Origin of the sequence: Massilia sp. UYP11 (assembly GCF_050434805.1) — a bacterium.
Taxonomy (GTDB): Bacteria; Pseudomonadota; Gammaproteobacteria; order Burkholderiales; family Burkholderiaceae_D; genus Telluria.
Genome location: NZ_JBNDJE010000004.1, coordinates 299,632 through 312,358, shown reverse-complemented (window position 1 = coordinate 312,358; position 12,727 = coordinate 299,632). Strand labels below are relative to the sequence as shown.

The following is a 12,727-nucleotide window of genomic DNA, read 5'->3' as shown; positions in this document are numbered from 1 at the left end:
CGAGGAGAAGCGCTTGCTTACTTCGGCATGATGACCGTATCGATCACATGGATCACGCCATTGTCGGCTGCGATGTCGGTCTTGGTGACGGTGGCGTTGTCGACCATGACCTTGCCGCCCGCGACTTTCACCGCGAATGCGCTGCCTTCCACGGTCTTGACGTCGCCAGGCTTGACGTTGGCAGCCATGACCTTGCCCGGCACCACGTGGTAGGTCAGCACCTTGGACAGCGCGGCCTTGTCTTTCAGCAGGGCGTCGAGCTTGGCTTTCGGGATCTTCGCGAAGGCCGCGTCGGTCGGGGCGAAGACGGTGAACGGACCCGGACCTTTCAGGGTGTCGGTCAGGCCGGCAGCCTGGACTGCAGTGACCAGGGTATTGAAGGTGCCGGCCGACTTGGCGGTATCCACGATATCGGCTGCCTGGGCCGAAGCGAAGGCGAATGCGAGGGGCAAAGCGATCAGGATCTTTTTCATTATCAACTCCGTGAGTGGGTTTGTGATGGTTCAAGTTGAACCGATCTGGGATAAATTTACCGCCATTTTGTAATTTGGTCTAATGTGTGTAGCGTCTTTGTCCTATAAAATAGGTTCAATCATGGTTCGTTTAGTTGGCTTGTTGGGCAGGGCCGATGGAAACGATCCAACCGGTAGCTCGCTCGGGCCTCGCACTGTTGAGCATGGAGCTGCAATGCGCGGCAAGTTGTGACACCATTCATTTTCAAAATCAATTGATACAACGTTGGGATGCACGATGACGGATTCAGTCAAGACGGGACAAGAGCGGATCATGTACCGCACGGGCGCCGCCGCACGGTTGGCGGGTTTGCCGGTTGAAACGCTGCGCGTATGGGAGCGCCGTTACAGCCTGTCGGATGCCCAGCGCTCCGAGCGCGGACAGCGCCTTTATTCCGCCGAGCAGGTGGCGCGTCTCGGCCTGCTCAAGCAGCTGGTCGACCAGGGCCATTCGATCGGCGTGCTCGCTGGCCTGAACCGCGACCAGCTGCAATCGATGCTGGGCCTGGATGGGCAGTCCCGGGCCATCCAGGCTGCGCCGGTGCGCGTGTTGCTGGTGGGCGCCATGCTGGCGCGGCGCGTCGCGGTCATGGGGCAGCACTCGCTTGGCCTGGACGTGCGCGGCCACAGTGCCGGCCTGGCGATGGCCGAAGAATTACCACGCAACACAGGCGCTGACGTGCTGGTGATCGAACAATCCGAGCTCGACGAGCGGGTGATGCCCGCCATTGCCACGGCGCGCGAAGCGACCGGCGTGGCCGCGGTCGTCGTGTTGTACCGATTCTGTTCCAGCGCCACGATCCGCACCCTGCGCGCGCAAGGCTGCCTGGTCGCGCGCATCCCCGCCGACCTGAACGAGCTGGCGCTGCTGTGCCAGTCGGCCCTGACCGGCCACCGCCCGGCGCTGCAGGAACCGGCTGCCGCCGCCGTGGCGCCGCCACGGTTTGCCGACGAAGACCTGGCCAATATCGCGGCTGCCGGCAACCGCCTGACCTGCGAATGTCCACGTCACCTGACCGAATTGCTGCTCATGGTGGGCAGTTTCGAACGCTACAGCCAGCATTGCGCTTCGCGCAATCCGCAGGACGCGGCGCTGCATGCCGAGCTGGCGCTGGCCTCGGGCCGCGCGCGGGTGGTGCTGGAAGCGGCGATGGAGCGCCTCGCGATCGAGGAGGGATTGCCGCTGCCGAAGGGTTGGGCAGCCTGACCTGAGTACTCACCCGTAAATAAATGTGTTTGGCCCCCAGAACCGGCGCGTTGCTGCGTTGATCCGTGGCCACTTGCGGGGCTTGCAGTGCTCGCACTGCGGTGCAGTCGCCGCCTTGCCGACCTGCATATTGAGCGTGTCGAATTCGTATTCCTGGGCTTCAGCGCATGGGCCTGGGCGCTGTTCATATCGGTAACCAAGCAGGCGGCCATTGCCGCAGAGAAAAGCTGGCATGATAGCAGCAGCTTAGCTCTGCAATATACCTTTACGTCACTGCTTGCTGTCGACCGCCGGTGGCAATCAGTTCATGGCCGTATGCGCCTGCCGCTTCGTGTTGAATGGGGACGACGCCGCGGCGCTCAGCGCGCGGGTTTCCAGCCGGACGCCATGGCGTCGGCGAAGCTCTGGCCCATGATCTCGACCGCCTTCTGGTTGGCGTTGATGAGCCGGCCGAATGACTGCTGCTGGACCGATACGGCATTCCTGGTCAAGGCTTCGGCGCAGGACTGCGAGGCGGCAATGAAGGCCTTCATCGTCTCTTCCATGACGATCTTGGAGGAGCTGATCCACAGCTGCTCGAGGCTGGCGCGGGTCGAATCCGCGTAGACATTGGCGATTTTCAGGAATGCATCTTGATAGGGCAGGGCGTTCAGCTGGACAGTCGCTGCGGTGAACTGCGGGTATGCGGTCGTCATGACACATCCTCTCGGGCAGATAGCAGGTTGAAGTAGGGGAAAACGCATTGCGCGTCGCCCATCAGTATAGGCCGACTATGGACCTTGTCTACAGCATTGGGCAAGTTGTCGAACTGCTCAGGCGTCGATCCCGGCCGTCCAACCCCCGCTCCTGCCGTCATGCTTTTCAGCACCCGCACGTCCGTCATCACCATTCCCCCGATCGACTGCCTTGCACATGTCGCAGCTTGCGACACCCCTGTGCAACTTGCTACACCGCGTCCCCCGCGGCTTGCCTGCGCCGTTCGGCCTCAAGAAAAAACTCAGCATGATCAAAGGCTTGCATCGTCCCGTATGGCGCATTCCGATTGGCACGCCTTTTGCGATAGGTAGTGAAGCAACACCCGTGCTTGAAACGCACCGACATTACCAACCATAAAGGAGACACCCATGAATGCATTTGAACAGGCAACCAACGGCTGGAACGGCAAGATCTATTCGAGCGGCTGGCGCGACGCCGGCGGCGGCACCGCCGACGTGCTGGAGAAGGCCACGGACCAGGTGCTGGCCCAGACCGGCCTGGGCGACGCCGCCGATATCGATCGCGCCGTGCAGCAGGCCTACGATGCGCAGCAGGCGTGGGCGGCGACGCCGTTCGACCGCCGCGCGGGCATCATCCGCAAGGCGGCCGAGCTGCTGCACGCGCGCGGCCAGGAGATCGTCACTTGGATCAAGCGTGAATCCGGCTCCATCTCCGGCAAGGCCGAGTGGGAGTTCAATGCCAGCTACGAGCAGATCCACATGGCCGCGGCGCTGCCGATGCAGCCTGAAGGCTACCTGCTGCCATCGTCGGTCCCGGGTCGCAGCAACCAGTGGCGCAATGTGCCGATCGGCGTCGTCGGCGTGATCACGCCCTGGAACTTCCCGCTGCTGCTGGCCCTGCGCTCGGTGGCGCCGGCGCTGGCGCTGGGAAATACCGTGGTCCTGAAACCCGACGTCCAGACGCCGATCTGCGGCGGCCTGCTGATCGCCGAGATTTTCGAAGAGGCAGGCCTGCCGCCCGGCGTGCTGCACGTGATTCCCGGCGGCGCGGCCACCGGCGAGGCACTGGTGCGCCATCCCCAGGTCGGCATGATCTCCTTTACCGGCTCGACCGCGGTCGGACGCGCGATCGGCCAGACCTGCGGCGAACTGCTCAAGAAGGTGACGCTGGAGTTGGGCGGCAATAACGCGATGATCGTGCTCGACGACGCCGACATCGACGCCGCCGCCTCGAGCGGCGCCTGGGGTGCGTTCCTGCACCAGGGCCAGATCTGCATGCAGGCCGGCCGCCACCTGGTGCACCGTTCGGTCGCGCAGCAATATGCCGAAAAGCTCGCCGCCAAGGCCGCCGCCATGCACGTGGGTGACCCGCATGCCGGCGAAGTGCACCTGGGCCCGCTGATCAACCGCAGGCAATGCGATCGCGTGCACCGGATCGTGCAGGAGACCCTGCAGGCTGGCGCCCGCGCGCTGACCGGCGCCACCCACGAGGGACTGTTCTACCGCCCGACCGTCCTGGTCGATGTTCGCCCCGAGATGTCGGCGTTCCATGAAGAGATCTTTGGCCCGGTGGCGCCGGTGACCGTGTTCGACGACGACGAGGAAGTGATCGCGCTGGCGAACAGTTCGGCCTACGGCCTGTCGGCGGCGATTCACAGCCGCAACATCGCCCGCGCCGACGCGATCGCGCGCCGCCTGAAGACCGGCATGGTCCACATCAACGACCAGACCGTCAACAACGAATTCCAGGTGCCGTTCGGCGGCATGGGCGTGTCCGGTAACGGCGGGCGTTTCGGCGGTCCGGCCAGCGTGCATGAATTCACCCAGACCCAATGGGTGAGCACGATCGCCACGCCGATCGCCTATCCGTTCTGACGACGTCCGATCCGCAGCGACTCGAGAAAAAATACAGGAGACAGCAAGAATGCAACAGCATCGACAATCCCGACCATCTTCCCTGCGCAAGGCGGCGTGCGCGCTGGCCGCAGCCGGCTTGGCCGCGCTGCTCGCGCCGGCGACGGCCGCTGAAATCCCGACCGATCCGGGCGATTACGTGGCACTGCCGGCGGGCACCGATCTCGGCATCCTCTATTATCAACGGGCCGAGTACAAGGCGGTGTATGCCGACGGCAAGCGGCTGGCCGTGCCGTTCAATCTGGTGACCGATATCGGCGTGGCCCGCTGGGTCCATTACACCAAGCTGGGCGACTACCTGGTCACCCCCCAGGTGATCATCCCGTTCGGCAAGGTGGATGTACGCTCGCAATCGGCAAGCGGCGTGGGCGACCCGATCGTCGGTTCCGCGCTGTGGCTCGTCAACCGGCCGGAGGAGAAGCGGTGGGCCACCGTGTCCGCTTTCGTGTCGCTGCCGGTCGGTAAGTATGACGGCGCCCAGGGGCCGATCAACCTGGGCGAAAACCGCTGGAAGGGCGTGCTCCAGAGCTCTTACATGACCGCGCTGTCGGCGAACCTCATGCTCGATCTCGTGGGCGAGTACGCGCTCTACGGGGAAAACGACGACTTCGTGGGCCTGCGTCGCAAGCAGGATGCCTCGTATGGCGGCCAGGTGCACCTGCGCTACAATCTTTCCCCGGCCACGGCGCTTTCCCTGTCGTACTATCACGACTTTGGCGGCGAAAGCAAACTGAACGGTGTGGCGCAGCACGACAGGATGAACAACAGTCGCTTCCTGGTCGGCCTGGCCGGCTTCGTGTCGCCCACCGTGCAGCTGCAACTGCAGGCCGGCAAGTCGCTGAAAGTGACCAACGGGGTGAAGGAATCCAGCCGGATTAACTTGCGGCTGGTCAAGGTGCTCTAACGGTGCCTTGACACCGGGCCGCGTCAGCGCTGCTTGTTGATCCAGCGATGCAGCGTGGCGCGGCTGATTCCCAGCTGCCTGGCGGCGTTCGACACGTTGCCTTCAGCCTGGATCAGCGCCCGGTTGATGACTTCGTCGGCCAGTTCCTTCAACTGCGCCGGCGGCGCGCCCGGCCCGGCCACCAGGGCGTGGCCGGGCGTCGCTTCCACTACGGTAGTGCGGATATCGTCGGGCAGGTGCTGCAGCCCGATCGGTTCGCCAGGGTCGGCCATCGCGCCGGCAAAACGCAGCGTGGTGCGCAACTGGCGCGTGTTGCCAGGCCAGGCGTAGGCGAGCAGCGCCGCGCGGCAGTCCGGCGCCATCCTGCCTGGCACAATGCCGGCCTCCTCCAGCAGGATCTCGATCAATGCGCCCAGGTTGCTTCGTTGCCGTAGCGGCGGCAGGTAGAGCTGCATGCCGCTGAGGCGGAAATACAGGTCGCTGCGGAAGCGCTGTTCCTTCACCAGGGCGTCGAGGTCCTGGTGCGTGGCGCCGATCAGCTGGAAATCGAGCTTGCGTGTCCTGCTTTCTCCCAGCCGTGTCACCTCGCGGCTTTCGAGCACGCGCAACAGGCGGGTTTGCAGATCGAGCGGCATGTCGCCGATTTCGTCGAGGAACAGGGTGCCGCCGTCGGCTTCCTCGATCCGCCCGCGCGCGCCCCCGCGGCGGGCGCCGGTGTAGGCGCCGTCGGCATAGCCGAACAATTCGCCTTCTATCAGCTCGCGCGGAATCGCACCGCAGTTGATGGCGATGAACGGCCCCTCGCTGGCGCGACTGCCGCCGTGCAGCGCGCGCGCGGCGACTTCCTTGCCGGTGCCGGTCTCTCCCAGCAACAATACCGGCAGCCCCGCCTGCAACGCGCGCAAGGAGCGCTGCAGGGCGAGTTCGGTGGCGGCGTCGCCAAAATCCGGCAGCGGCGCGGCCGGACGCTGCTGTGCCACCGGCAGCCTGGCGGTGCGCGCCGGCGCACTCACCAGCTCGCGCAGCGCGTGCACGGCGCTGGCATATACGCGCAGACCCGACTGCAGGGTCAGTGGCTGCGGACCGGGACGGGCGCTGAATGCGTCCACGCATGCCGCGTAACTTCCCTGGAACAGATGCCCGAAGCGCAGGCCGGCCGTGGTGTCGGCCAGCTCCAGCAACCTGCGCGCGGCGCGGGTGGCGCCGAGCACTTCGCCGTCCGGTCCGAACGCCAGCATCGCGTTGCCCGACTCCGCGCTATCGTCGCTGCGCCAGTGGAGCGCCAGGGCCAGGTGCGCGTGCAGATGCTGGAACAGCGCGTTCTCGATGGCGGCGGCGCCGTCGACGATCAGCGACAGCACTCCGAACTGCGGCAAGGGCGTGTCGCGCGTGATATCGAGCGACCCGACCAGATGCCCGTCCGGCCCGAAGATCGGGGCTGCCACGCACTGGAAGGTGCTGTTTTGAACAAAATAATGCTCGGCGCCCAGGACGGCGACGGCGCGCTCCTCGGCCAGCGCGGCCGCCATCGCATTCGTTCCGACCGAGCGTTCGGACAGGTCGACGCCCGGTCGCAAGGCCTGGCGCAGCAGCTTGCCGCACTTGTCGATCGGGCCATGCACGGCGACGGCGATGCCCGTCCGGTCGGTCAGCAGCAAACCGTATTCGCTGCCGTGAAACGCTTGCTCGAGGCGCCGGAATGTCGGCTGGGCGGCCAGGATCAGATGACGGTTAATCTCCAGCAATTCGGCCACGCCGTTGCTGCGAACCGGATTGAAGGGGACCGTGTCGCCGACCCTGCGGCCACCGTTGGCGCAGCGCTGCCACGAGCGCCATACCGCATCGTTGACCAGGCCGCTGGGCAGCGTGCCCTCCTCGAAAAACAACTGGCGGGCCTGGCTAACCAATGCCAGTCCAGTCGTCGGTTTCCGCTCAATACGGTCGGCACTCCGCATGCAATGTTCCCCCAAGTGTCTCCATCTGATCAATCACGCCGCCGCGGTTGCGCGCAGGGCATGCTGGCTTATGTTTTTCGGGGCTGAGGAACCCCATGCGTTCATTATGCCGTTGATTTCGATGAAAGATTCAATCTTGCGGAAATTCACTGCATCGTGCGGCCTACAGCTCGGCGGTCCAGTCCCCGCTCTTGCCGCCGTGTTTCTCCAGCACCCGCACGTTGGTCATCACCATCCCGCGATCGACCGCCTTGCACATATCGTAGACCGTCAGCAGCCCCACCTGCACCGCGGTGAGCGCTTCCATCTCGACGCCGGTCTTGCCGATGGTTTCCACCTGAGCCCGGCAATGCACGCTGTTCGCCGCCTCGTCGACCTCGAAATCCACCGCCACGCGCGTGATCGGCAGCGGATGGCACAGCGGCACCAGGTCGCTGGTGCGCTTGGACGCCATGATCGCGGCGATGCGTGCGATGCCGATCACGTCGCCCTTCTTGGCATTGCCCGAGGTAATCAGGGCCAGCGTCTCCGGCTTCATGCGGATGGTCCCGGCCGCCACCGCGGTGCGGTGCGTGTCCTGTTTCGCGCCGACGTCGACCATATGGGCCTGGCCGGTGGCGTCGAAGTGGGTCAAATGGTCTGCGGTCGGGATCGGATTCGTCATTACTCGGTTAATTCGTTCGGGTTACAAAATGGTTCACTGGGCAGCAGGATGTGCGCGGATGCAGGTATGATAGCACCGTGAAATCCGTCGTCCGTCCAGCAATGGCGCGCCGCTGGCGCGCCTCATTGTCCGTCATGGCCTTGTGCATGGCGACCGCCTTCCCCGTTGCAGCGCAATCCGACGTGTTCAGGCGCCCCGATTCGATCCGCCTGCCCACGCTCGGCGACACCGCGCGCGGCGACCTGTCGCCCGTCGTCGAGCGCAAGCTGGGCGAGGAGTTCATGCGCGACGTGCGGCGCGACCGCGATTACCTCGACGATGAGCCGATCTCCGAATACCTGAACAATTTCGGCAACGGCCTGGTCGCCGCCGTGCCCGGCGCGCGCGGCGAGACCAATGCCGACTTTCACTTCTTCGCCGTGCGCGATCCGGCCCTGAACGCGTTCGCGATGCCGGGCGGCTTCATCGGCGCCCACTCGGGCCTGATCATCGCGGCCCAGACCGAATCGGAACTGGCCGGCGTGGTCGCGCACGAGATCGGCCACGTCACCCAGCGCCATATCGCGCGCCGGCTGGGCCAGCAGCGCCAGGACGTCTTGCTGCCGCTGGCGTCGATGATCCTGGCGGCGCTGGCGGCCCGGGCCAGCTCGGATGCGGCCATGGGCGTGCTGATGGGCGGCCAGGGACTGGCCGTCCAGCGCCAGCTGAACTTCAGCCGCGACGCCGAGCGCGAGGCCGACCGCGTCGGCTTCCAGATCATGGAGGCGGGCGGCTACGATACCACCGGCATCGTCGCTTTCTTCCGGCGCCTCCAGGCCGCCTCCAGGCTGTATGGCGACCTGCCGCCCGGCCTGGCCAGCCTGAGCAGCCACCCGCTGACCCAGGAGCGGATCACCGACATGCAGGCGCGCATCCGCGAGATTCCCAAGAAGCAGCGCGTGGACAGCCTCGATTTTCATCTGGTGCGCGCGCGCATCCGCGTGCTGCAGGACGCGAGCGAGCAGGGCCGGCGCGACACGCGCACCGCCTTCGAGGCCCAGCTCAGGGAGCAGCCCCACCGCCAGTGGCAGGCCGGGGCCCAGTACGGCCTGGCCTATCTGGCGCTCAAGGAGAACGACCTGGCCGGCGCCCAGCGCTGGCTCGACAAGGCGCTCGAGACCATGAAGCCGCGCGAAGGGGTGCTGTCGGCGGCGCCGTCGAACGTGGGCGATGGCGCGACCATGTTCGCCGGGCTGGCGCTGGAGATCAAGATGGCGCCAGGCCAGCCGCGCTCCGTGCTGGAACAGGCGGTCAAGGAAGCCGACGCGGCGCGCCAGCGCTTCCCGCTGTCGCGCGCGCTCGCGCACCAGTACGCGCAGGCCCTGATCGCAACCGACCGGTTCGACGAGGCGGCGCTGTTCCTGCGCGACCAGGCCCAGCAGTATCGGGAGGAACGCAAGCTGCACGACCTGCTGGCCAGGACCTATGCCAAGCAGGGCAAGATCGCGCTGCAGCACATGGCGCTGGCCGAATCGTACGTGCTTGCCGGCGCCGTGCCGGCGGCGATGGCCCAGCTCGAACTGGCGCGCAAGGCCAGCGATGCGTCGTTCTATGACCAGGCGGTCATCGACGCGCGCGTGCGCGAACTGCAGGAAAAACAGAAGAAAGCGCAGGAAGAGGCCGAAGAGCGCTGACCGACCCTACGGCGCCGGCGTCCGGTTGAATCCGAACCGCGCCGGCATCTGTTCGCCGGCCACGCGCTCGACGGCAAGCCGGCGGCCAGCCCACGGCAGGGCCAGGCAACCTTCGCCATGTTCCAGCCACGCCATCACCGCCTCGTCGGGCGCCGCGGCGCCATCGAGCTCGAGCAGGCCCAGTACCTGGGCCACGTCGCGGTCGTCCAGCTGCGCCACCGTGTCGCCGGCCACGAACACCAGCGCGCCGGTGTCGCTCAGATAGACCCGTTCGAATTCCGCCAGGGCCTGCCCGGTCTGCAATACCAGCCCCTGCTGTGGATCGGTGCGCGCGATGAAGGGTGTGGCCTCCAGGTTCACGTACACCCGCTGCGGCCCGTTCTGGAAATACCAGTTGCCGCGCTCGTCGTGCAGGTAGTTGCGGTTGATGAATCCCACCAGCGCGGGATTGTTCAAGCGGTCGCCCGCAGCGCCCGCGCGCTGGGCCGCTTCGTCGCGCATGCGCCAGCCGCCGCGCGCGTCGAGCGCGAGCCAGCCGTAGCAGTGGGGCACGCTCGGCCACTTGGCCATTGCCTGTTTTACGATATCGTCCATTCAGGCAGCATCGCACGGTTCGGCCGGCGCCAGCGCGCGCATGCCGGGCGTCCCCTGCACGGCGTCGAAATGGTGCAGGATGCGCCGCGGCAGCCAGTCGATCCGTCCCGGGAACGGGCCGACGGCAAAGCCGACGTGTCCACCCTCGGCCGGATACTCGAGCGTCACCGCGCCAGACGCCGACGTCGGCAGGTGAATGCCCGGCAAGAAGGGATCGTTGCGGGCATTGAGCACCAGGGTCGGCACCGTGATGTCGTGCAGCACGTGGCGGGCGCTGGCGCGGTGCCAGTAGTCGTCGGTGTCGCGGTAGCCATGCAGCGGCGCGGTGACGACATTATCGAAGGCATACAGGTCGCGCGCGGCGAGCAGGGCGGCGCGGTCGAACAGGCCAGGAAACTGCTCCAGCTTGGCCAGGCACTTCGGCTTGAGCGTCTGCAGGAACATCCGGGTATACAGCATATTCAAGCCCGACGACAGCGCCTCGCCGCCGCGCGCCAGGTCGAGCGGGGCCGAGACGGCGCAGGCGGCATCGACGATCCCGGCGCCGTGGCCCGATTCGCCCAGCCAGCGCAGCAGCGCATTGCCGCCCAGCGAGACGCCGGCCGCATACAGCGCGCCTTGGTGGGCGGCGCGCAGCTTGCGCACGATCCAGTCGACTTCGCCCGCGTCGCCCGAGTGATAGAAGCGCGGCGCCAGGTTGGCTTCGCCGGAACAGCCGCGGAAATGCGGCACCACGCCCGACCAGCCGCGCGCCGCGAGCGCTGCCATCAGGCCGCGGGCGTAATGGCTGTTCGAACTGCCTTCCAGGCCATGGAACAGCACCACCAGCGGCTGGCCGGGCCGGCCATCCACGAAGTCGAGGTCGACGAAGTCGCCGTCCGCGCTGTGCCAGCGTTCGCGCCGGTAGGCGAGCGGCGGCTTGGCGACGCAGGTCGCCGGATAGATGGTCTGCAGGTGGCCGCCAGGCAGCCACGACGGGGCGGGGTAATACATGGACAACAGGCACTTGCGTGCCTCATGGACAATCAGTGGTGCTTGAGCACGGTGCCCGGCGCCAGCCGGTAGCCGGTGCCGCAATAGGGGCATTTGGCCTCGCCGTGGTGGTCGAAGTCCAGGAAGACGCGCGGGTGCGAGGACCACAGCGGCATTGCCGGGTTGGGGCAATAGGCCGGCAGGTCCTTGGCCGTGAGCTCCACCACAGGCGTCGTCTTTTGATTCATCTGTTTCTCCGTCAGGCAAGTTGGGCAAAGACTGGATTTTAACGGATTCGCTCTATTGTCGAAATGACCGTAAAATAATGCGTTCAGCATAAAGAGCATGAGCAACGCCTGTTATATTGGGCGTCCAACCCGTGCCACATCCATTCATGCGTTTCATGCCCGACCGTTTCACGCCCGCCGCCTTCGCCGACATCCCCGTCCGCCGTTGCAAGAATGCCACAGCTCACGTTGCGATGCGCGCTGTGCCGCGCGCGCCGCGGCCCGCTGCATGAGCGCGGCCGACGAGCCGGGCCAGCTTCCCGCCGCCATCGGCGACGCGCCGAACCGCGATGCCTGGAACGAAGGTTTCAAGACCGGCCTGCCGACCCTGTTCGGCATCGCCGCCTGGGGCCTGGTGGTCGGCATTGCCATGGTCAAGAGCGGCCTGTCGGTGCCGCAGGCGCTGGGCATGACCTTGCTGGTGTTCGCCGGCTCCGCCCAACTGGCCTCGCTGCCGCTGATCGCCGCCCAGGCCCCGATCTGGGTCATCTTCGCCACCGCCCTGGTGGTCAACCTGCGCTTCGTGATTTTTTCGGCATTGCTGGGGCCGCACTTCGCCCACTTGCCGTGGAGGCAACGTTTTTATCTTGGCTATATCTCGGGCGACTTGACCGTCGCGCTGTTCCTGCAGCGCTATCCGACCCTGGCGCCGGTGGCGGGCAAGCTGTCCTACCTGAAGGGGCTGATGTATCCGAACTGGGTTGCCTGGCAAATCGGCTCCATCGCTGGCATCTTCCTCGGCAGCGCGGTGCCGGCCGAATGGGGACTCGGCTTTGCCGGCACCCTGGCCATCCTGTGCATCATGGTGCCGCTGATGATCAACAACGCGGCCCTGTGCGGCGTGCTGGTGGCGGGGGCGGTCTCGGTGCTGGCCTACGACTTGCCGTACAAGCTGGGACTGCTGCTGGCGGTGCTGGTGGGAATGGTTACCGCGATGGTGATCGAAGAAACGTGGGCGAAAGCGAAGGTGCGCCGTGGCTGACTGGGAAATCTGGGTCGTGATCGGCGTGCTGTGCGTGGCCACCGCCGCCACCCGCAGCTCGTTCTGGATGATCGGCCACCGCGTGACGATTCCGCCGCGGGTGCAGGAAATGCTGCGCTATGCCCCGGCCTGCGCGCTGGCGGCCATCATCGGGCCCGACTTCCTGATCGATACGCAAGGCGAAGTCCAGTTCACGCTGGCGAACCCGAAGCTGCTGGCCGGCCTTGCCGCCTTTGCATTTTATCTATGGCGGCGTAACATGCTGCTGACCATTTTATTCGGCATGCTTGTGTTTACAGTGTTGCGCGTACTGCACGTTTTTGGCGCCGCTGGCTAGCAGGCTGCTA

Annotated in this window: 13 protein-coding genes and 1 pseudogene; 6 read left to right on the top strand and 8 right to left on the bottom strand. The window is 65.9% G+C overall.

Translation table 11 applies throughout. The features are described from left to right. Nucleotides 1–17 precede the first annotated feature (17 nt). Nucleotides 18–473 carry a fasciclin domain-containing protein gene (locus tag ABIB38_RS10225; protein ID WP_429203648.1) on the bottom strand — a complete coding sequence of 152 codons (456 nt, stop codon included), beginning with the start codon at nt 471–473 and terminating at the stop codon, nt 18–20. A gap of 277 nt (nt 474–750) precedes the next feature. Here ABIB38_RS10225 and ABIB38_RS10220 point away from each other — a divergent pair, with 277 nt between their 5' ends. Next, complete coding sequence (locus ABIB38_RS10220) at nt 751–1,719, top strand: MerR family transcriptional regulator (RefSeq protein ID WP_429203647.1); 969 nt, start codon at nt 751–753, stop codon at nt 1,717–1,719. 359 nt (nt 1,720–2,078) lie between these two features. On the opposite strand, the gene ABIB38_RS10215 is transcribed toward ABIB38_RS10220, so the two are convergent. Then, complete coding sequence (locus tag ABIB38_RS10215; RefSeq protein WP_429203646.1) at nt 2,079–2,414, bottom strand: hypothetical protein; 336 nt, start codon at nt 2,412–2,414, stop codon at nt 2,079–2,081. Nucleotides 2,415–2,531: 117 nt separating this feature from the next. Continuing rightward, nucleotides 2,532–2,636: pseudogene (gene moaC, locus ABIB38_RS10210) on the bottom strand (cyclic pyranopterin monophosphate synthase MoaC); the annotation flags it as partial. Between the two features lie 207 nt (nt 2,637–2,843). Between moaC (ABIB38_RS10210) and ABIB38_RS10205 the strand changes: the two are divergent. Together ABIB38_RS10205 and ABIB38_RS10200 are read left to right on the top strand one after the other, a co-directional pair. Beyond that, entirely contained in the window at nt 2,844–4,310 is a 1,467-nt protein-coding gene (locus tag ABIB38_RS10205; RefSeq protein ID WP_429203645.1) for a benzaldehyde dehydrogenase, read from the top strand. Between the two features lie 49 nt (nt 4,311–4,359). Next, entirely contained in the window at nt 4,360–5,253 is an 894-nt protein-coding gene (locus ABIB38_RS10200; RefSeq protein WP_429203644.1) for a transporter, read from the top strand. A 23-nt stretch (nt 5,254–5,276) separates the two neighbouring features. Here ABIB38_RS10200 and ABIB38_RS10195 read toward each other — a convergent pair whose 3' ends face one another. Both ABIB38_RS10195 and moaC (ABIB38_RS10190) read right to left on the bottom strand, forming a co-directional pair. Further along, a complete protein-coding gene (locus tag ABIB38_RS10195; RefSeq protein WP_429203643.1) occupies nt 5,277–7,160 on the bottom strand; it encodes a sigma-54-dependent Fis family transcriptional regulator in 1,884 nt (627 codons plus the stop codon). A 211-nt stretch (nt 7,161–7,371) separates the two neighbouring features. Continuing rightward, nucleotides 7,372–7,872: a cyclic pyranopterin monophosphate synthase MoaC gene (moaC, locus tag ABIB38_RS10190; protein ID WP_429203642.1), complete on the bottom strand. Its 501-nt coding sequence runs from the start codon at nt 7,870–7,872 to the stop codon at nt 7,372–7,374. Between the two features lie 101 nt (nt 7,873–7,973). Between moaC (ABIB38_RS10190) and ABIB38_RS10185 the strand changes: the two genes are divergently transcribed. Next, nucleotides 7,974–9,545 (top strand): beta-barrel assembly-enhancing protease, encoded by a 1,572-nt coding sequence (locus tag ABIB38_RS10185; RefSeq protein WP_429203707.1) that lies wholly within the window; start codon nt 7,974–7,976, stop codon nt 9,543–9,545. A 6-nt stretch (nt 9,546–9,551) separates the two neighbouring features. Here the strand turns inward: ABIB38_RS10185 and ABIB38_RS10180 are convergent, their stop codons facing one another. From ABIB38_RS10180 to ABIB38_RS10170, 3 genes are read right to left on the bottom strand one after another with little or no spacing between them, the layout of a single operon-like run. Next, complete coding sequence (locus tag ABIB38_RS10180; RefSeq protein WP_429203641.1) at nt 9,552–10,139, bottom strand: DUF2946 family protein; 588 nt, start codon at nt 10,137–10,139, stop codon at nt 9,552–9,554. Then, nucleotides 10,140–11,132 carry a YheT family hydrolase gene (locus ABIB38_RS10175; protein WP_429203640.1) on the bottom strand — a complete coding sequence of 331 codons (993 nt, stop codon included), beginning with the start codon at nt 11,130–11,132 and terminating at the stop codon, nt 10,140–10,142. 32 nt (nt 11,133–11,164) lie between these two features. Further along, nucleotides 11,165–11,359, bottom strand: a complete 195-nt coding sequence (locus tag ABIB38_RS10170; RefSeq protein WP_429203639.1) for a zinc-finger domain-containing protein — start codon at nt 11,357–11,359, stop codon at nt 11,165–11,167. Between the two features lie 268 nt (nt 11,360–11,627). Between ABIB38_RS10170 and ABIB38_RS10165 the strand changes: the two genes are divergently transcribed. Beyond that, nucleotides 11,628–12,380: an AzlC family ABC transporter permease gene (locus tag ABIB38_RS10165; protein WP_429203638.1), complete on the top strand. Its 753-nt coding sequence runs from the start codon at nt 11,628–11,630 to the stop codon at nt 12,378–12,380. After that, on the top strand, nt 12,373–12,717 hold the full coding sequence (locus ABIB38_RS10160) for an AzlD domain-containing protein (RefSeq protein WP_429203637.1): 345 nt from the start codon (nt 12,373–12,375) through the stop codon (nt 12,715–12,717). The genes ABIB38_RS10165 and ABIB38_RS10160 overlap by 8 nt, the downstream gene beginning before the upstream one ends. Nucleotides 12,718–12,727: the final 10 nt, after the last annotated feature.

Bases quoted from the DNA above. Each gene is read 5' to 3' on its own strand.
- ABIB38_RS10220 (WP_429203647.1), top strand. From the start codon at position 751: ATGACGGATTCAGTCAAGACGGGACAAGAGCGGATCATGTACCGCACG.
- ABIB38_RS10200 (WP_429203644.1), top strand. From the start codon at position 4,360: ATGCAACAGCATCGACAATCCCGACCATCTTCCCTGCGCAAGGCGGCG.
- ABIB38_RS10180 (WP_429203641.1), bottom strand. From the start codon at position 10,139: ATGGACGATATCGTAAAACAGGCAATGGCCAAGTGGCCGAGCGTGCCC.
- ABIB38_RS10185 (WP_429203707.1), top strand. From the start codon at position 7,974: ATGGCGCGCCGCTGGCGCGCCTCATTGTCCGTCATGGCCTTGTGCATG.
- ABIB38_RS10170 (WP_429203639.1), bottom strand. From the start codon at position 11,359: ATGAATCAAAAGACGACGCCTGTGGTGGAGCTCACGGCCAAGGACCTG.
- moaC (WP_429203642.1), bottom strand. From the start codon at position 7,872: ATGACGAATCCGATCCCGACCGCAGACCATTTGACCCACTTCGACGCC.
- ABIB38_RS10175 (WP_429203640.1), bottom strand. From the start codon at position 11,132: ATGTATTACCCCGCCCCGTCGTGGCTGCCTGGCGGCCACCTGCAGACC.
- ABIB38_RS10165 (WP_429203638.1), top strand. From the start codon at position 11,628: ATGAGCGCGGCCGACGAGCCGGGCCAGCTTCCCGCCGCCATCGGCGAC.
- ABIB38_RS10225 (WP_429203648.1), bottom strand. From the start codon at position 473: ATGAAAAAGATCCTGATCGCTTTGCCCCTCGCATTCGCCTTCGCTTCG.
- ABIB38_RS10215 (WP_429203646.1), bottom strand. From the start codon at position 2,414: ATGACGACCGCATACCCGCAGTTCACCGCAGCGACTGTCCAGCTGAAC.
- ABIB38_RS10205 (WP_429203645.1), top strand. From the start codon at position 2,844: ATGAATGCATTTGAACAGGCAACCAACGGCTGGAACGGCAAGATCTAT.